This window comes from Pectobacterium sp. A5351, assembly GCF_028335745.1.
Lineage (GTDB): Bacteria > Pseudomonadota > Gammaproteobacteria > Enterobacterales > Enterobacteriaceae > Pectobacterium.
Window position 1 is genome coordinate 173,840 of the sequence record NZ_CP116477.1, and the last position, 17,646, is coordinate 191,485.

Here is a 17,646-nt window from a genome sequence, read left to right on the forward strand (position 1 = left end):
CACCGCTTTTCGCCTTCGCTCACTTTACCCGCACTAACTCAGTATCACGCCAACGGCGAACAGAATGTTGGTCAGCAGCGCGCCTTTCACCGTTTTTTCCAACATCGGACGCATGCTGAATGCGCTGGTTTCACGCAGCACATAGCGCGCCTGTTTAATCAGCAACGGAAGCGTCAGAATAAAGAGCCAACCCGCCAGGCTGTGCAGATAAAACGTGGCAAACAGACCGAGACAAACTGGTGCTAGCAACAGCAGTATTGTGTGGTAGAAACGCGCTTTTTCCGCGCCGAGGCGCACCGCCAGCGTGTTCTTGCCACTGATGCGATCGTTGTCGATATCGCGCAGGTTGTTGATGTTCAAGACCGCTGTCGCCAACAGACCGCAGGCCGTGGCAGGTAGCATCACGATACTGTCGAAGTGGCCAGTTTGCAGATAATACGACCCGGCGACGCTGAGCCAGCCGAAAAAAATCAGCACCGAGATATCGCCGAGCCCAATGTAACCGTAGGGTTTGTTACCGACGGTATAGGTGATGGCGGCGAAAATCGCCAGCAGCCCCAGAATCAGGAAGCCAAAGATATCTGCGGGCTTTTCACACGCCAGAATCACCAGACTCACGCCGGAAATGATGGTGAGCGCCACGGTCACGATTAGCGCATTGCGCAGCTGCGTCAGCGTAATGGCACCGGTTTGGATGCCACGCAACGGCCCGATACGCTCCTCGGTGTCGCTGCCTTTTATCGCATCCCCATAGTCGTTCGCCAGATTGGAAAGGATTTGCAGCAGTCCGGCGGTCAACAACGCCAGTAATGCTACGCCCGGTTTAAAGCTGCTATGCCAGCTCGCAATCGCCGAGCCAGTGACGATGGACGCAAAAGCTAATGGCAACGTCTTTGGACGCAGGCTATCCAGCCAGGCTTTGGTTTTGCTGCTATGGGTCGATAAGGTCATGGTGTGCTTCAATTTTTATTGACGATTCAATTGCGTGAATCATCCGTTTATAAACAAGAAAAGTCAGTGATGGCGGCGTCAGAAACAAAAGTGGGAGGCCAACGCCTCCCACTTTATCGTTAATCGTGCGATCCGCGAAAACGGATTATAAGATAAATCGACTCAGATCTTCATCTGCTACTAATTCATCCAGATGATTACGTACGTAATCTGCGTCAATGGTAACGCTTTGGCCGTTCATTTCGCTGGCGTCGTAAGACACGTCTTCAATCAGACGCTCCATCACGGTATGCAGACGGCGCGCGCCGATATTCTCGGTGCTTTCGTTTACCTGCCAGGCGGCTTCGGCAATACGGCGGATGCCATCGGCGGTGAACGAAATATTCACGCCTTCCGTCGCCATCAGCGCTTTGTACTGCTCGGTCAGCGAGGCGCTCGGCTCTGTCAGGATGCGCTCAAAATCTTCCGTCGTCAGCGCCTGCAATTCCACACGAATCGGCAGACGTCCCTGCAATTCTGGAATCAGATCGGACGGGCTGGCAACCTGGAACGCGCCAGAGGCGATAAACAGGATATGGTCGGTTTTGACCATCCCGTGCTTGGTGGATACGGTGCAGCCTTCAACCAGCGGCAGCAGGTCGCGCTGAACGCCTTCACGAGAAACATCCGGGCCGGAGCTTTCGCCGCGCTTACAGATTTTGTCGATCTCATCGATGAATACGATACCGTGCTGCTCAACGGCTTCAATCGCCTGCTGCTTCAGCTCTTCCGGGTTCACCAGCTTGGCGGCTTCTTCTTCTATCAGCAGCTTGAAGGCATCTTTGATTTTGATCTTGCGGGCTTTTTGCTTCTGGCCTGCTAGATTCTGGAACATGGACTGGAGCTGGTTGGTCATCTCTTCCATGCCCGGTGGTGCCATGATCTCTACGCCAACGGGTGCGGCAGCCAGATCGATCTCGATCTCTTTGTCGTCCAACTGGCCTTCACGCAGTTTCTTGCGGAATGCCTGACGTGCAGCGGAAGGTTCAGGCGTGCTTTCTGCCTGCCCCCAGTTGTTCTTCGCTGGTGGAATCAGCACGTCCAGAATGCGGTCTTCCGCCATCTCTTCCGCACGGAAGCGGTTTTTTTCGATGGACTGGAGGCGCACCATTTTGATCGCGGAATCCGTCAGATCGCGGATGATGGAGTCAACTTCTTTACCGACATAGCCCACTTCGGTGAATTTGGTTGCTTCCACTTTGATGAACGGCGCATTGGCGAGTTTCGCCAGACGCCGAGCGATTTCGGTTTTACCTACGCCGGTTGGGCCGATCATGAGAATGTTTTTAGGCGTCACTTCGTGGCGGAGCGCTTCGTCCAGCTGCATACGACGCCAGCGGTTACGCAGTGCGATGGAAACGGCGCGTTTCGCTTTATGCTGGCCGATGATATAGCTGTCGAGTTCGCTGACTATCTCGCGCGGGGTCATTTCAGACATAGTTGATCCTTACGCCTTGGAGGCTAATTCTTCTATCGTGTGGAACTGGTTGGTGTAGATACAGATGTCGCCCGCAATCCCCAGAGATTTCTCGACGATATCACGCGCACTCAGTTCGGTGTTTTCCAGCAAAGCACGCGCGGCGGCCTGCGCATAAGGACCGCCGGAACCAATGGCGATCAGATCGTTTTCAGGCTGCACGACATCGCCATTACCGGTAATGATCAGAGAAGCATTTTCGTCCGCGACGGCCAACAGGGCTTCCAGTTTGCGTAGCATACGGTCGGTACGCCAGTCTTTCGCCAGTTCGACAGCGGCTTTCACCAGATGACCCTGATGCAATTCCAGCTTGCGTTCAAAAAGCTCAAAAAGGGTGAAGGCATCCGCCGTGCCGCCTGCGAAACCGGCGATAACGCGGTCATGGTAGAGGCGACGTACCTTACGCACGTTGCCTTTCATCACGGTGTTGCCCAGAGTGGCTTGTCCATCACCGCCAATGACCACCTGGCCGTTGCGGCGTACGCTTACGATTGTTGTCACGAGTTAGTCCCCGTTTGAAGAAAAAGATCCCCGCATGATTCGGGGCACATTGATGTTATAGATGGGGGAAAGCGTGGGGTTTTTCAACCCCCGCTGGCAAGAGGAATACAGTTTGATGCGCCCGCACTCTTCAGGCGTTGGATCATGCTATCTGCGGCAGCACGGTTGTTATAAGGCCCCAGCATAATACGGTTCCATCCACCGTTGGAGGTAATGCGGCTTTCGATACCGGCAAATGCCAACTGCGCTCTCACCGATTCGGCAGGATCCAGGGTTTTGAATGAACCACATTGAATCGCCCAACGTTGCGTTTTTTCGACTTTTGGCGCTTCAGTCTGCTTGACCGGCTGTTGCTTCGGCGCTTCCTGTTTTGGCGTTTCTTGCCTTGCAATGTCTTGTCTTGAAATGTCTTGTTTTGGAATATCTTGTCTTGGAACCACTGGCGTCGTTTGCGTGACAGCCGGTGCCCGCGTGGTGGGCTGCGTCGTCACAACAGGCTGCTGCTGCATTGGTTGTGTCGGCGGCTTAATCGTTACCTGAGAACGCGGAACCTGAGTCTGGTCGTTGTATGGCACCTCAGAGAGCTGCGTTGGCTGACGACGCATATCAGATTGCATCTGCTCCAGCAATTGGCGCTGTTCATCCGTCAACTGCACTGGCGACTGAATTTCGCCACCCGCAGAAGGCTCCGTTGGCGTTGTGACACCCAATTGGCGATTTTCCAGCTCTTTGATGTAGCGCCAGCGTTCTTCCGGCTTGGGTGGCAGCCCGTTACCTTTACCCACATTCTGATGCGGCAGGACGGGTGAATCGTCGGGTTTATTATGGGCGATAAAGTACAGACCGCCCGCGAAGGTGACCAAAACGGCAACAGCGAGTGCGATCATCGTCTTGGACGCACCTGAAGCCTTGCCTTTTTTCCGGCTATTTGTCGTTTTCCGACGCGTCCCTGATGAACGTCCCCGGCTCACGTAGTCTCTTTGTGCCACTGTCGTTTCGCTGTGAATTGATAGGTAAATGTACCCGTCATACTTCAAGTTGCATGTGCGTTGGCTGCGTTCAAATACTCGGCCCGTCGTGGGCCTCGCCCTGAAGGGCCGCTGCAAGCAGCGTTCAAATCTGCTCCCGGCAGATTTGTCACCCGAATCACTTACCTGAGTAAGCTCATCGGGATTCCTTCCCTTGCCGCCTTCCTGAAACTCGAATTATTTAGGGGATAACATAATTAGGGGGTCATGTTACTGAACCCTCAAATATTTGACCAGCACCTGAAGTCTTAAAGCCTGTTACGGGCGTAATTCGGCGCGGCGACGCTGTCGCGTATGACCAGCTCACTGGACAACAGACGGGAACCGTTTTGTACCGTGTTACCTTGCAACTGCTCTAAGAGTAGCAGCATTGCCTCGCGTCCGATCTGATAACGGGGCTGGGCGATAGAAGTCAGCGGAGGCCAACTGTACTGCGCCTGTTCGATATCATCGAAACCGACGACGGAAAGGTCGCGCGGGATATCCAGCTCCATCTTTCTGGCCTGCGCCAGCACGCCCAGCGCCATGAGATCGCTATGACAGAAGATCGCGCTGGGCGGCTGCGGGTGCTGCATCAGTGCAATCAGGCCGTGCATCCCGGTTTCATAGGTGAAATCGCCCCGAAAGATGTACTGGTTGTCGATGAGAATCCCGTTGCGCCGTAGGGCCTGAATATATCCCTGTAGGCGATATTGGCTCAGGTGCATATGCTCCGGGCCAGCAATGCAGGCGATGCGCTGATGACCCGCCTGATGCAGATAATGTACGGCTTCAAAGGCGGCGGTCAGGTTATCGATATGCACGGTGGGCAGCGCCAGATCCGGTGAAAACTCATTCGCCATCACCATCGGCGGCAGATTACGCTGCTCTTCCTGGCCTGCGTCAAACGGCAGATTAGAGCCGAGTAACAGCATGCCGTCGATCTGCTTGGTAATAATCAGGTCGACGAAGGTTTTTTCTTTCTGATGCTGGTGGGCACAGTCGCCAATCAACACCAGATAGCCGTGTTCGGCTGCCGTTTCCTCGATCCCGCGAAATATTTCAGAGAAATAAGGATCGCAGATATCCGGGACGATCGTCAGGATCGTGCGCGATTCGTTACGCTTGAGATTCCTGTTGAGCGCGTGGGGCGAATAGCCAACGGCGATGACAGCCTGCTCGACCTTCCTGCGGGTGGTCGCAGAGACTTTTTCTGGGTTCATTAACGTTCGGGATACGGTTGCGGTGGAAACGCCCGCCTCATCCGCCACGTCTTTCATCGTCGCCGTGGTGACGCCTTTCTTCTGCTTCAACGCTTTTCTCCTTGCGTCAGCGTTAACTGGCGCTGACTGTCAGCAGAACGCTCCTGCCTGCTGACTCTCTATGATGACGGGTAACGCTTTTCGGTGCAGTGTGCCGATGGAGTGGCGCTATGCGTCAGTACACGACCAGCCTCAGCATACTGCCTGCGCAGACAGTGATAACAGATTGAACGCAGGTTTTGTTGCTTAATTTGCACAGAAAGTGTGATGAATATCGTGTTCTCGACGCCGCTCGCAAAAAAGGCGTGGCAAAAAACCGAAATGATCTAACAGGAAACGCTAACCGTCCGTAGGGTCGACATCCAGCATCCATTTCACTTTACGTGCCTGCGGCAGCGTGCCGATCAGCGCCATTGAGGTTCTGACCAGTTTTTGTAATAGCGCTCGAGAAGGGTGCTGTAGCAAGAGCTGCCAGCGGAAGCGCCCCGCACGTTTTGGCTGTAAAGCAGGGACTGGGCCCAGTAGCCAGAGTGATTCGTCCCGCAGCGGGCTCGCTTCCAGTAAATTACGCAGTTGCTGGAGGAATAAGGCGGCCTGCTGATTATCGTGATCGTCAGCGCGGAAGAGGATATGGCTGGTAAACGGCGGCAGAAAGACGCTTTTCCGTTCGGTAAGCGCCTGGCTGGCAAAGGCATCGTAGCCCTGTTGCAGCAGCGTTTGTAATAGCGGATGTTCCGGGTGGTGAGTTTGCAGCGCCACTTCGCCTGCCTTGCCTGCACGTCCCGCGCGGCCTGCCACCTGAGTATAGAGCTGGGCAAAACGCTCGGCTGCGCGGAAATCGGCAGAGAACAGCGAACCGTCCACGTCCAGCAGGGCAACCAGCGTCACGTCAGGGAAGTGATGGCCTTTCGCCAACATCTGTGTGCCGATGAGAAGACGTGCGCCACCTTGCCTGACCTGCGAGAGCTGTTGTTCAAGCGCGCCTTTGCGGCTGGTAGTATCGCGGTCGATGCGGGTGATCGGGACATCGGGAAATAGCGGGGCGAGGCTTTGCTCCAGCTGCTCGGTGCCCAGACCAACGGGCACCATATTCGTTGAGCCGCAGCTGGGACACTGTTGTGGCACCGGACGCTGGCTGTCGCAGTGGTGGCAGCGCAACATTTTCTGATGCTGGTGGTAGGTATAGTAGTGATCGCAGCGCTGACATTCGGCAATCCAGCCGCACTCGTGGCACATCACCACGGGAGCGAAGCCGCGACGATTGAGAAACAGAATAACCTGATTATCGTTCGCTAAATGGTGGCGAATGCGGGTAATCAGCGGCTGAGATAACCCCGCCGTCAGCGCCAACCCTTTCAGATCGATAACGTGCTGTTTGGCCAACGCGGCATTGCCTGCTCTTTTGGTCAGATTCAAGCGTCGATACTTGCCGATCTGGACGTTATACAGCGTTTCCAACGCGGGCGTCGCCGTCCCCATGACGATGGGAATGTCTTCCTCTCTGGCGCGGAACACCGCCAAATCGCGGGCATGATAGCGCCAGCCTTCCTGCTGCTTATAGGAGCTGTCGTGTTCTTCATCGATCACGATCAGACCCAAACGGGCAAAGGGGGTAAATAATGCCGACCGCGTCCCGATGACGATCGCGGCTTCACCGCTGCGGGCGCGTAGCCAGACGGCAAGGCGTTCGCTGTCGTTAAGTGCCGAGTGCAGGACATCCACCGGCGCGTTAAAGCGTTCACGGAAGCGGGCGATGGTTTGCGGCGTCAGGCCAATTTCCGGCACTAACACCAACGCCTGTTTGCCCTGCGCCAGTACGTTTTCCAGCACGCTGAGATAGACTTCGGTTTTGCCTGAACCGGTGATACCCGCAAGCAACCAGGCGGAAAAGTGGTTATCCTCGCTGCGGATCGCGCCAACGGCGGTGGCCTGCTCGGTATTCAGACGCAGCCGGTCGGTTGCCAGACTAAAGCTTTGACGCCAGTCATAGAGCGTTTGCTCTGCGGCCTGCAATTCGCACAGCCCTTTGCTACGCAGTGCCTGCAACGCCGTTTCCGTCAGCCCGATTTCGCTCACCTGATGGCGATAAATTGGCGACTGAAGTAAAGCGGCCAGCGCCTGCTGCTGCTTCACGGCGCGTTTGAGCGTGCCGAACGGGGTCGCCCGACCCTGTTCGGTAGCAAACCACTGCCAAAGCGGGGCACGGTGTGCGGGTTTTCCCTGACGCAGTAATATCGGCAATGCATGGAACAGCACTTCGCCAATCGGATAGTGATAGTACTCAACGGCCCACAGCAGAATGCGCCACAGGCTGGGCGGGAACAGCGGCTGTTCGTCCAGCACATCATGTACGGGTTTTAATTGCTCAAGCGGAAGCTCGCTGGTATCGCTCAGCGCGGTAATAATGCCGATAGCTTTACGATTACCAAAGGAGACGCTGACGCGCGCGCCAACCTGCGGAGCGATACCTCCAGCGGGCAGCAAATAATCGAATGTACGTGCCAACGGCACGGGCAAAGCGACCTGAGCGACAGACATAACATCTCCGTGATAATCGACGTGGATTAGTGCGGCGATCCACGACACAACCGGGTGGTTTGTATCACGCGCCGAGCAGGGTGAAAATAACGCAAGGCGCTAGTGTACATGCTGCGAGGGATAATGTGTGGATGCGATTGCATCGGGGTATCAGATTCTGTATGATCCGCCGCCACTATGCTGTTTGCACAAATGATGAATCGTTCGCGAAAATCATTGCGCCGTTCGCATAATGAACTTACTTATACAACTTTCGTGTGGTGTCTGGCGGAACAGGGCTGGATAGCGACACGGCCTTAACTGAGGTTTCCCCATGAAAAAAGGTATTCACCCGAATTATTCTGCAGTTACTGTAACTTGCTCTTGCGGTAACGTGATCAAAACCCATTCTACCGTGGGTCGTGACCTGAACCTGGACGTTTGTGGCGAATGCCACCCGTTCTACACCGGTAAACAACGTGATGTTGCAACGGGTGGCCGTGTTGACCGCTTCAACAAGCGTTTCTCCGTACCAGGCACTAAAAAATAAGTTTTACTGGTCAATTGGCACAGTAACTTTCTGCAAAGGCACCGAATGGTGCCTTTGTTGTTTCTGGCGTGTCAGTGCTGTTCATCGGGAAGACGAGATTCGCTCTAATGCCGCCTGTGCGAGAAAACCTGAGCGGCTTTTAAATTCAGGATTACTCGCTACGCAACGATCAATTCTGTCAATCAGCGATTTAGGCAGCGTGACGTTAATTTTTTCTGAACCGCCCATTAAGCGTGTCACATCGATATCAACAACCGCCCAGGTGTACCCTGCGTATTCTGCGCTTTTTGCCAACTGGCCTACTGACGACACGGTGGGAATATCCTGACCCATCTCTATCAGCAGTTCGATATGTCCGGTAATTGCCTCTTTCGCATTCGTGATGGCATCGTCTAGCGTATCGCCTGCAGAAAAACAGCCCGGTAGATCTGGCACGGTTACACCGTATGCGTGGGTATCGTCGCCTGCTTCAATTGCAATCGGATAAAACATAATTAAGCCTCTTCGAGTCAGCGATGATCATATTCCTGCTTGTTTCCTGATGCTTTTTACCGTGCCTATCGGTAAATCTTTCTTAGGGTGGGGGATTGTGACTAACCCCGGTTTGCTAGGGTGCATAAAATGGTGGTGACTTCCGTTCACTCTTATCAGCTCCCACCCATCGGCCTTGATTTCTGCTATTAACGTCCTGCTATCCATCCCTGCACCCCGTTGCCCTTTACTACGATAACGATAACCCCAATAACTCCATCTGGCAATATTTTGGGGTTGTTGGAGTTATTTTAAACCTGCATTTTTCATCCCTGCTGACGTTTTACCAGCATCCCCAGAACGAAGACGCCGCCCAACCCCGCTGTAATAATCCCAATGGGCAATTCCTGAGGTGCCAGTAGCCGTCGGCTGAGCCAATCGCCGCCGCACAGCAGTATCGCACCCAGTACCGCTGTCATCGGCAGAAGCCGCTTGTGTAGCACCCCGCTCAGCGGGCGAGCCAGATGGGGAATCATCAGGCCGATAAAACCGATCACGCCGGTCAGCGCGACTAGCAGCGAGGTGGCGAACGCGCAGCAGATGAAAATTTCCACCCGTACGCGAGACAGATTAATCCCCATTGAGGCCGCGGTTTGTCCGCCCGCCAGCAGCGCATCGAGCGCACGCCAGCGTAGGGCTGTGAGGCCGAAGAGCAGCAAAACGCTGAACACTGCAAAAGGTAACGTGTCCCAACGGGCAAGGCCTAGCCCGCCCAGCGACCAGAAAAGAATCGAGCTGGCGGCCCGTTGATCGCCGGAAAACACCAGATAGTTCGTCAGCGCGCCGAACAGAAAAGAGATCGCCAATCCGCAAATGATCAGGCGTTCTGCGCCTCGCGCCTGTTGCAGCAGGAATAGTACCGTCACGGCAACGGCCGATAAGATACCGCCACAGAAGGCCGCCATCGGCAGCGCCCAGTCACCGAGCTGCTCGCCAAAACGGGTGATGACGGCGACCGCCCCCGTCGAGGCTCCGGCAGACAGGCCAAACAGAAAAGGGTCGGCCAGATCGTTACGGGTTGCCGTTTGCAAAAAGGCTCCGACCATTGCCAATCCCGCGCCGCACAGCGCCGCCAGCAGACTGCGGGGAATGCGCAGTTCCAGAATGATACGTGACGTCATCGGCGAAACCTCCGTCGATGATAGCCCTAAGACACTGGCGACCTGCGTGAGGGGAATCGTCGTGCTGCCTGTCGCAATATTTAACAGCATCAGCCCGAGCAGTATCAGCAGCGCAATCACGACGGTGGCGGCGTAACGTGAATACGTTGGACTCACTGAAAGGCATCCGGGTAGAGTGCGTGCGCCAGTTTATCGACGGCCGCGATATTCGCCGGCCCCGGCGTGAGCTCCGCATATTGCAGCTTCAGATAGCGATGCTGTTGTACGGCGGGGGTAAATTTCATCAGCGGGTGTGATTCCAGAAAACGCCTTAACGCATCCGCGCCGTTGCCCGTCTGGTAATCCAGCAAAATAATAAAATCAGGCTCGCGTGCCGCTACACTTTCCCACGATGTCGAGGCCCAGCTCGTTGCCATATCGTCCATCACGTTTCTGCCGCCCGCGGCTTCAATAATGGCGGTTGGCATGGCGAATTTCCCGCTGGTAAAAGGTTTATCGTCGCCAGAGTCATACAGAAAAACCGTCTGCTTTGGCCGATCGCCAATACGGGTTTGCAGGGCGGCAATGTGCTGTTTCCAATCGTCGATGTGTTCCTGAGCCAGCTCCTGCTTACCGAAGATTTTCCCCAATTTCAGCATGTCGCCGTAAAGCAGATCCATGCTGGCTTGCGGATGCTGCTGCTGCGGTTCGGTGAACACGCAGCTTTCGCTGAGCACCAGCGTCGGAATGCCGTATTTTTTCAGCACTTGCGGCGTGACGTCGCCACCGGCTTTCATACCGTAGTTCCACCCGGCAAAGAAGAAATCCGGGTGTACAGCCAGCAGGTTTTCCAACGTCGGGTATTTTGCTGCCAGCTCAGGGATCGTGCCCTGCTGTTTGATAAAGTCTGGAGGGGCTTTATACCAGCCGGTGATCCCGGTCACGCCGACGATACTTTTTTGCAGCCCGAGTGAAAACGCCATTTCCGTCATATTCAGGTCATGAATAACGGCGCGCTGCGGCGGCTGGGTGAACGTTAACGGTTGCCCACAGCTGTCGACCGTGACCGGAAAACCAGAGGCGTGCGCCCAGCACGATGTCAATGCCAGCAGTCCAGACAGAAGCGTTATTTTCATCATGATTCCTTAGTGCAGTTCAGGGGCTTCAAAGATGCGAATGGGCGAGCCGTTTATCGGGTGCGGCACCGTAAAACTCTCCATCCCAAAGACGGATTTCACACAGTCGGCGCTCAGCGCGTGTGCAGGCGTTCCCCAGCGGAGCAGCGTGCCCTGTTGCAAAACGGCGACGCGATCGGCAAAAGGGGTGATGAGTGGCAGGTCGTGCAGCACTGCGAGCGTTGAAATACCGCGTTTTCGCACCAGAGACAGCAATTGCGCACGTGCCAACGGATCGAGATGGTTGGTCGGTTCATCCAGCAGCAGGAGCTGTGGCGTTTGCGCAAAGGCGCGTGCCAGTGCCGCGCGTTGACGTTCCCCGCCGGAGAGTGTCCCCAGCAGACGGTGTCGCAGCGGTAATAAGCCGGTATCGTCCAGCGCCTCTTCGATGAGCTGGCGATCGTACGCAGGCGTGCTGAATCCGTGGTGTGGAATTCGCCCCAAAGCGACGTATTCCGCGACTCGTAGACGCAGATCCGGCGTATCGTTCTGGGCCAGAATCGCGATGTGCTTTGCTCGCTCATGGCGGCTGAGCGTATTCAGCGGCTGACCGTTCAGATGGATGTAACCCGTCGTTGTGCCGAGTTCGCTGGTTAACACGCGTAGCAGCGTGGATTTGCCGCTGCCGTTGGGTCCAATCAGCGCTAAGCGTTCACCCGCCTGCATGGACAGCGAAATATCACTGAGTCTCGGTGCACGATTCGCGCCGGCGACGGAAACATGGTGCAGTTGTAGCAGCATGCGGCTGGCGGAGAGAGGCTCTGTCATAATGTGGATATATCACCGTTATATGCCATGAAAATGATATGTTATAACATAACAAATTAAATGCAATCCCAATTCACAACGTGAGTGGAAGAAGAAACGGTCGGAAGAAGAGAACGGCGGACGTTATCGAGAGCGGTGAATTGAGCTGGCATTATCTGCATAGCAAAACCCCGCCGGGGAAGGCGGGGTTAGCGAGAAAATCGATAGCGCAAACGCGATCAGTATTCCCACGTATCCGGGTCGATACCCATTTCACGCATGATGATCTTCGCGGCTTCAGGAATTTCATCGCTGCGTTCTTTACGCAGGTCTTCGTCATTCGGTAACGGTTGACCCGTGAACGCGTGCAGAAACGCCTCGCACAGCAGTTCGCTGTTGGTGGCATGGCGCAGGTTGTTCACCTGACGACGCGTGCGTTCGTCAGTCAGTATCTTTAATACTTTCAGAGGGATAGATACTGTTATCTTCTTGACTTGCTCGCTTTTTTTACCGTGTTCAGCGTAAGGGCTGACATACTCGCCGTTCCACTCAGCCATGGGATACCTTAAAAATTAATCTAATGAAGACAGCATCTGTCATGAAATGCCACAATTCTAACGGTTATTCTGCCTGTGCTCAATCTATACGCAAAGAGGTTTAGATGTCTAGATGTATTGACGTCCATTGAAACTGCGTTTACTCTTAAGTTCCTATCTTTTCAGCCTCCAGCCAGGAAATGAGCCGATGACGCGTAAACAGGCAACGATCGCAGTCCGCAGTGGGTTAAATGATGATGAACAGTATGGCTGCGTCGTTCCCCCCATTCACCTTTCCAGCACGTATAATTTTACCGGATTCAACCAGCCACGCGCACACGACTATTCACGTCGCGGCAACCCCACGCGTGATGTTGTACAGCGTGCGCTTGCCGAACTGGAAGGCGGCGCGGGTGCGGTAATGACGAGCAGCGGAATGTCGGCGATTATGCTGGTTTGCACGGTGTTTCTGCGTCCCGGCGATCTGCTGGTGGCACCGCATGATTGCTACGGTGGCAGCTATCGCCTGTTTGACAGCCTGAGCAAGCGCGGCGCGTTTCGCGTCAAATTTGTCGATCAAAGTGATGCCGATGCACTCAACGCGGCATTGGCAGAAAAGCCGAAGCTGGTGCTGGTGGAAAGCCCGAGCAACCCGCTGCTACGCGTCGTGGATATTGCCGCAATTTGTCAGGCCGCGCGGGAAGCGGGGGCGGTCAGCGTGGTGGATAACACCTTCCTGAGCCCGGCACTGCAAAAGCCGCTGGAGCTGGGTGCCGATCTGGTGGTGCATTCCTGTACCAAATATCTGAACGGCCACTCTGATGTCGTCGCGGGTGCCGTGATCGCCAGAGATGCCGATACCATTACTGAACTGGCCTGGTGGGCGAACAACATCGGTGTCACGGGTGCAGCATTTGACAGTTATCTGTTGCTACGCGGCTTGCGTACGTTGGCGCCGCGTATGGCCGCCGCGCAGCGTAACGCGCAACAAATCGTTGAATTTTTACAGACGCAGCCATTGGTGAAGGCGCTGTACCATCCTTCACTGCCAAACAATCCCGGCCATGATATTGCCCGCCGTCAACAATCCGGTTTTGGCGCTATGCTAAGTTTTGAGCTGGATGGGGATGAAGACACGCTGCGGCGTTTTCTTGCGTCGCTGGAGCTGTTCACGCTAGCGGAATCGCTGGGCGGGGTTGAGAGCCTCATCTCTCATGCGGCAACGATGACGCACGCCGGTATGGCGCCAGAAGCGCGTGCCGCGGCGGGTATCTCTGAAACATTACTGCGTATTTCCACCGGTATTGAAGACGGCGATGATCTGGTTGCCGATCTGGATCGTGCGTTTCAAGCCGCAGCCAAGAGGTAAGAATGAGTGCATTAGGAGTAGCGCCATCGGTAACGGGCCGACAACTGCATAAGTTTGGCGGTAGCAGTCTGGCCGATGTGAAGTGTTACCTGCGCGTTGCCGGTATTATGGCGGAATATAGCCACCCCGGTGATTTAATGGTGGTGTCTGCCGCAGGCAGTACCACAAATCAGCTGATTAGCTGGTTGAAACTCAGTCAGAGCGATCGTCTGTCGGCGCATCAGGTGCAGCAGGCGTTACGCCGTTATCACAGCGACCTGATCGCTGGCCTTCTGCCTGCGCAAACGGCAGAAGCGCTGACCGCCCAGTTTATTCGCGATCTGGAGCGTTTGGCTACGCTGCTGGATGGCAAGATTACCGATGCCGTTTACGCCGAAGTTGTCGGACACGGCGAAATCTGGTCGGCTCGCCTGATGTCCGCGGTGTTGAATCAGCTGGATATGAATGCGGCCTGGCTGGATGCGCGCGACTTTCTCTGCGCGGAACGTGCCGCACAGCCGCAGGTCGATGAAGGCCGCTCCTGGCCGCTGTTGCAGCAATATCTGACGCAACACGCGGGGCAGCGTTTGGTGGTCACCGGTTTTATCTGCCGCAATGATGCGGGTGAAACGGTACTGCTGGGGCGCAACGGAAGTGACTACTCGGCCACGCAAATTGGTGCGCTGGCGGGGGTGGAACGCGTGACCATCTGGAGCGATGTCGCCGGAGTTTATAGCGCCGATCCGCGCAAAGTGAAAGATGCCTGCCTGCTGCCGCTGCTGCGTTTGGATGAAGCCAGTGAGCTGGCGCGTCTGGCCGCGCCGGTGCTACATACGCGTACCTTGCAGCCCGTTTCCGGTAGCGATATCGACCTGCAACTGCGTTGCAGCTATCAGCCTGAACAGGGGTCGACGCGCATTGAACGCGTACTGGCCTCGGGCACGGGTGCCAAAATTGTCACCAGCCACGATGACGTGTGCCTGATTGAAGTTCAGGTTCCTTCAGAACACGATTTCGCGCTACTGCAAAAAGAAGTCGAACAGCTTCTGAACCGTGCGCAGCTGAAACCGCTGGCAATCGGCGTTCATCAGGATCGTAACCTGCTGCAACTGTGCTACACCTCCGAAGTGGTAGATAGCGCGCTGCAACTGCTGGCACAGGCCGCGCTGCCGGTTGAACTCAACCAGCGTGACGGACTGGCGATGGTCGCGATGGTCGGTGCGGGCGTGGGCAAAAATCCGCTGCACAGCCACCGTTTCTATCAGCAGTTGAAAGATCAGCCGATTGAATTTGTCCGCCAGGCCGATGATGGCATCAGTCTGGTGGCGGTGCTGCGTGTCGGCCCGACAGAGCATCTGATTCGCGGGCTGCACCATTCACTATTCCGTGCAGAGAAGCGCATCGGTCTGGTGCTGTTCGGTAAAGGCAATATTGGTTCACGCTGGTTGGAGCTGTTTGCGCGTGAGCAGAGCAATCTGTCTGCACGTACCGGCTTTGAGTTTGTTCTGGCTGGCGTGGTAGATAGTACGCGCAGCCTGCTGAACTATGATGGGCTGGATGCCAGCCGGGCGTTGGCCTTCTTTGAAAGTGAAGCGCAGGAGCGGGATGGTGAAGATCTGTTCCTGTGGATGCGTGCGCACCCCTTCGATGATTTGGTGGTGCTGGATGTCACTGCCAGTGAGTCGGTCGCCGATCTGTATCTGGATTTCGCCAGCTATGGTTTCCATGTCATCAGCGCCAACAAATTAGCCGGCGCATCCGGTGGTAATAACTATCGCCAGATCCGCGATGCGTTCGCGAAAACGGATCGCCACTGGTTGTATAACGCGACCGTCGGCGCGGGGTTGCCGGTCAACTTTGCGGTACGTGATTTGCGGGAAAGTGGCGACAGTATTTTGGCGATTAGCGGGATTTTCTCCGGCACGCTCTCCTGGTTGTTCTTGCAATTCGACGGCACCGTACCGTTCACCGATCTGGTCGATCAGGCTTGCCAGCAGGGGCTGACTGAGCCGGATCCGCGCGTTGACCTCTCTGGTCAGGACGTTATGCGCAAGCTGGTGATTCTGGCGCGTGAGGCCGGTTATGACATCGAACCTAGTCAGGTTCGGGTTGAGTCGCTGGTGCCGCCGGGCTGTGAACAGGGATCAGTCGATTACTTCTTCGAGAATGGCGATTCGCTGAACGAGCAGATGCTGCGTCGTCTGGAGGCAGCACAGGAAATGGGTCTGGTTCTGCGTCACGTCGCACGCTTTGACAGCAACGGTAAAGCGCGCGTGGGTGTTGAAGCTGTTCGCCCCGATCACCCTCTGGCTTCGCTGTTGCCGGGCGACAACGTGTTTGCGATTGAAAGCCGCTGGTATCGGGATAACCCGCTGGTTATCCGTGGGCCGGGCGCGGGGCGTGATGTCACGGCGGGTGCGCTTCAGTCTGACCTAAACCGTTTGGCACAGTTACTGTAGAATCTGCTGTCATTGCGGCAGCATTGTTGGCCGTCTCCACACAGTGGGAGATGGCCAATACGCAAGAGACATACTTCCTCTTCGTGTTTTCACGCACCTTTCATCATGAGATTTTTTCATTTACCGTGAGCAATCATCACCTCCCGTCGTGCTGAAAAGCGTTGACTCTTTAAGCAGATTACGTCATTTTTATATAGACGTCTAAACGTATAGACGTTTAGCGAGTGATAATAACAGTCATGGTCAACGGGGTAGCAGGTATGAGCTTTTTTCACGCAAACCAGCGGGAAGCGCTGAATCAAAGTCTGGCGGAATTGCAGGGACAGATTAATGTGTCGTTTGAATTTTTCCCGCCGCGTACCAGCGATATGGAAGAAACCCTGTGGAGCTCCATTGATCGACTGAGCAGTCTGAAACCCAAGTTTGTTTCCGTGACCTACGGGGCGAATTCCGGCGAGCGTGACCGTACTCATAGTATTATCAAAACGATTAAAGAACGTACCGGCTTGGAAGCGGCACCTCACCTGACCTGTATCGATGCGTCGCGTGAACAACTGCGTGAAATCGCGCAAGATTACTGGCAGAGCGGTATCCGCCATATTGTCGCGCTGCGTGGCGATTTGCCTCCCGAAGGTGGCAAACCGAACATGTACGCAGCGGATCTGGTTTCCCTGCTGAAAGAGGTGGGCGATTTCGATATTTCTGTTGCCGCCTATCCTGAAGTACACCCTGAAGCGAAAAGCGCGCAGGCTGACCTGATTAACCTCAAACACAAGATTGATGCTGGTGCGGATCGCGCAATTACACAGTTCTTTTTCGACGTAGAAAGCTACCTGAGGTTTCGTGACCGATGTGTAGCGACGGGTATCGATGTAGAAATTGTACCGGGCATCCTGCCCGTGTCGAACTTCAAGCAATTGCAAAAGTTTGCCACGATGACGAACGTCCGCGTGCCAAACTGGATGACGGCCATGTTTGACGGTTTGGATAACGATCCAGAGACGCGAAAAATGGTGGGGGCGTCTATCGCGATGGACATGGTGAAAATTCTCAGCCGCGAAGGCGTAAAAGATTTCCATTTCTATACGCTGAACCGCGCTGAGCTGAGCTACGCGATTTGCCATACGTTGGGCGTTCGCCCTGATGTGTCTCGCTGAGATGACGCGCAAGATTTCAGGAAGAACGAGACCGCAACGCGGTGACGAAGAATAACGGTATCGGAATACCTTTCAACATCACTTGTGGCGGCCATGAAAAGGGGGGAGTCTCAGGGATGAGATTCCTATTCGCATGGTGCGGTTGCCCGTAAGGGACTGAATAACCTTCCTGTCACTTTGTTGACTGCCGTTTATCCCTACCCATTTTTGTCGCTTTACACCTATCCGCACTGTGAATTATCGGTCTATGTATCGAATTTCCTTATATCCATCATGCTTGTCTCGCTAA

16 protein-coding genes are annotated in these 17,646 nt (G+C 55.1%); 4 read left to right on the forward strand and 12 right to left on the reverse strand.

The window, feature by feature from the left end; translation table 11 throughout:
• Nucleotides 1-33 precede the first annotated feature (33 nt).
• The 6 genes from O1Q74_RS00810 to priA all read right to left on the reverse strand — a co-directional run bounded on the left by O1Q74_RS00810 (nucleotide 34) and on the right by priA (nucleotide 7,775).
• Nucleotides 34-951 carry a 1,4-dihydroxy-2-naphthoate polyprenyltransferase gene (locus tag O1Q74_RS00810; protein ID WP_271875589.1) on the reverse strand — a complete coding sequence of 306 codons (918 nt, stop codon included), beginning with the start codon at nucleotides 949-951 and terminating at the stop codon, nucleotides 34-36.
• 145 nt (nucleotides 952-1,096) lie between these two features.
• Nucleotides 1,097-2,428 (reverse strand): HslU--HslV peptidase ATPase subunit, encoded by a 1,332-nt coding sequence (gene hslU / locus O1Q74_RS00815; protein ID WP_226309521.1) that lies wholly within the window; start codon nucleotides 2,426-2,428, stop codon nucleotides 1,097-1,099.
• 9 nt (nucleotides 2,429-2,437) lie between these two features.
• A complete protein-coding gene (hslV, locus tag O1Q74_RS00820) occupies nucleotides 2,438-2,968 on the reverse strand; it encodes an ATP-dependent protease subunit HslV (RefSeq protein ID WP_271875592.1) in 531 nt (176 codons plus the stop codon).
• Between the two features lie 83 nt (nucleotides 2,969-3,051).
• Nucleotides 3,052-3,957, reverse strand: coding sequence for a cell division protein FtsN (ftsN, locus tag O1Q74_RS00825; protein WP_271875593.1), 906 nt, complete (start codon nucleotides 3,955-3,957; stop codon nucleotides 3,052-3,054).
• Between the two features lie 287 nt (nucleotides 3,958-4,244).
• Complete coding sequence (cytR, locus tag O1Q74_RS00830) at nucleotides 4,245-5,288, reverse strand: DNA-binding transcriptional regulator CytR (protein ID WP_271875595.1); 1,044 nt, start codon at nucleotides 5,286-5,288, stop codon at nucleotides 4,245-4,247.
• 288 nt (nucleotides 5,289-5,576) lie between these two features.
• Nucleotides 5,577-7,775 (reverse strand): primosomal protein N', encoded by a 2,199-nt coding sequence (gene priA / locus O1Q74_RS00835; protein ID WP_271875596.1) that lies wholly within the window; start codon nucleotides 7,773-7,775, stop codon nucleotides 5,577-5,579.
• A 313-nt stretch (nucleotides 7,776-8,088) separates the two neighbouring features.
• Here priA and rpmE point away from each other — a divergent pair, with 313 nt between their 5' ends.
• Entirely contained in the window at nucleotides 8,089-8,304 is a 216-nt protein-coding gene (rpmE, locus tag O1Q74_RS00840; RefSeq protein ID WP_012772907.1) for a 50S ribosomal protein L31, read from the forward strand.
• A gap of 81 nt (nucleotides 8,305-8,385) precedes the next feature.
• On the opposite strand, the gene O1Q74_RS00845 is transcribed toward rpmE, so the two are convergent.
• From O1Q74_RS00845 to metJ, 6 genes are all read right to left on the reverse strand, one after another.
• Nucleotides 8,386-8,796: a type II toxin-antitoxin system HicB family antitoxin gene (locus O1Q74_RS00845; protein ID WP_271875598.1), complete on the reverse strand. Its 411-nt coding sequence runs from the start codon at nucleotides 8,794-8,796 to the stop codon at nucleotides 8,386-8,388.
• Nucleotides 8,797-8,823: 27 nt separating this feature from the next.
• Complete coding sequence (locus tag O1Q74_RS00850; RefSeq protein WP_010281507.1) at nucleotides 8,824-9,003, reverse strand: type II toxin-antitoxin system HicA family toxin; 180 nt, start codon at nucleotides 9,001-9,003, stop codon at nucleotides 8,824-8,826.
• A gap of 98 nt (nucleotides 9,004-9,101) precedes the next feature.
• Nucleotides 9,102-10,112, reverse strand: a complete 1,011-nt coding sequence (locus O1Q74_RS00855; RefSeq protein WP_271875603.1) for a FecCD family ABC transporter permease — start codon at nucleotides 10,110-10,112, stop codon at nucleotides 9,102-9,104.
• Complete coding sequence (locus O1Q74_RS00860; protein ID WP_271875605.1) at nucleotides 10,109-11,071, reverse strand: ABC transporter substrate-binding protein; 963 nt, start codon at nucleotides 11,069-11,071, stop codon at nucleotides 10,109-10,111. The genes O1Q74_RS00855 and O1Q74_RS00860 overlap by 4 nt, the downstream gene beginning before the upstream one ends.
• A gap of 9 nt (nucleotides 11,072-11,080) precedes the next feature.
• Nucleotides 11,081-11,878 (reverse strand): ABC transporter ATP-binding protein, encoded by a 798-nt coding sequence (locus O1Q74_RS00865; protein ID WP_271875606.1) that lies wholly within the window; start codon nucleotides 11,876-11,878, stop codon nucleotides 11,081-11,083.
• 218 nt (nucleotides 11,879-12,096) lie between these two features.
• A complete protein-coding gene (metJ, locus tag O1Q74_RS00870; protein WP_005973355.1) occupies nucleotides 12,097-12,414 on the reverse strand; it encodes a met regulon transcriptional regulator MetJ in 318 nt (105 codons plus the stop codon).
• A 187-nt stretch (nucleotides 12,415-12,601) separates the two neighbouring features.
• Here metJ and metB point away from each other — a divergent pair, with 187 nt between their 5' ends.
• From metB to metF, 3 genes are all read left to right on the forward strand, one after another.
• Nucleotides 12,602-13,762, forward strand: coding sequence for a cystathionine gamma-synthase (gene metB / locus O1Q74_RS00875; RefSeq protein WP_271875614.1), 1,161 nt, complete (start codon nucleotides 12,602-12,604; stop codon nucleotides 13,760-13,762).
• Between the two features lie 2 nt (nucleotides 13,763-13,764).
• Nucleotides 13,765-16,200, forward strand: a complete 2,436-nt coding sequence (locus tag O1Q74_RS00880) for a bifunctional aspartate kinase/homoserine dehydrogenase II (RefSeq protein ID WP_271875616.1) — start codon at nucleotides 13,765-13,767, stop codon at nucleotides 16,198-16,200.
• A gap of 260 nt (nucleotides 16,201-16,460) precedes the next feature.
• On the forward strand, nucleotides 16,461-17,357 hold the full coding sequence (metF, locus tag O1Q74_RS00885) for a methylenetetrahydrofolate reductase (protein WP_271875618.1): 897 nt from the start codon (nucleotides 16,461-16,463) through the stop codon (nucleotides 17,355-17,357).
• Nucleotides 17,358-17,646 lie beyond the last annotated feature (289 nt).

Coding starts and splice junctions, on each gene's coding strand:
- rpmE (WP_012772907.1), top strand. CDS start 8,089: ATGAAAAAAGGTATTCACCCGAATTATTCTGCAGTTACTGTAACTTGC.
- metJ (WP_005973355.1), bottom strand. CDS start 12,414: ATGGCTGAGTGGAACGGCGAGTATGTCAGCCCTTACGCTGAACACGGT.
- O1Q74_RS00845 (WP_271875598.1), bottom strand. CDS start 8,796: ATGTTTTATCCGATTGCAATTGAAGCAGGCGACGATACCCACGCATAC.
- priA (WP_271875596.1), bottom strand. CDS start 7,775: ATGTCTGTCGCTCAGGTCGCTTTGCCCGTGCCGTTGGCACGTACATTC.
- metF (WP_271875618.1), top strand. CDS start 16,461: ATGAGCTTTTTTCACGCAAACCAGCGGGAAGCGCTGAATCAAAGTCTG.
- O1Q74_RS00860 (WP_271875605.1), bottom strand. CDS start 11,071: ATGAAAATAACGCTTCTGTCTGGACTGCTGGCATTGACATCGTGCTGG.
- O1Q74_RS00810 (WP_271875589.1), bottom strand. CDS start 951: ATGACCTTATCGACCCATAGCAGCAAAACCAAAGCCTGGCTGGATAGC.
- O1Q74_RS00865 (WP_271875606.1), bottom strand. CDS start 11,878: ATGACAGAGCCTCTCTCCGCCAGCCGCATGCTGCTACAACTGCACCAT.
- metB (WP_271875614.1), top strand. CDS start 12,602: ATGACGCGTAAACAGGCAACGATCGCAGTCCGCAGTGGGTTAAATGAT.
- O1Q74_RS00850 (WP_010281507.1), bottom strand. CDS start 9,003: ATGGATAGCAGGACGTTAATAGCAGAAATCAAGGCCGATGGGTGGGAG.
- hslU (WP_226309521.1), bottom strand. CDS start 2,428: ATGTCTGAAATGACCCCGCGCGAGATAGTCAGCGAACTCGACAGCTAT.
- O1Q74_RS00880 (WP_271875616.1), top strand. CDS start 13,765: ATGAGTGCATTAGGAGTAGCGCCATCGGTAACGGGCCGACAACTGCAT.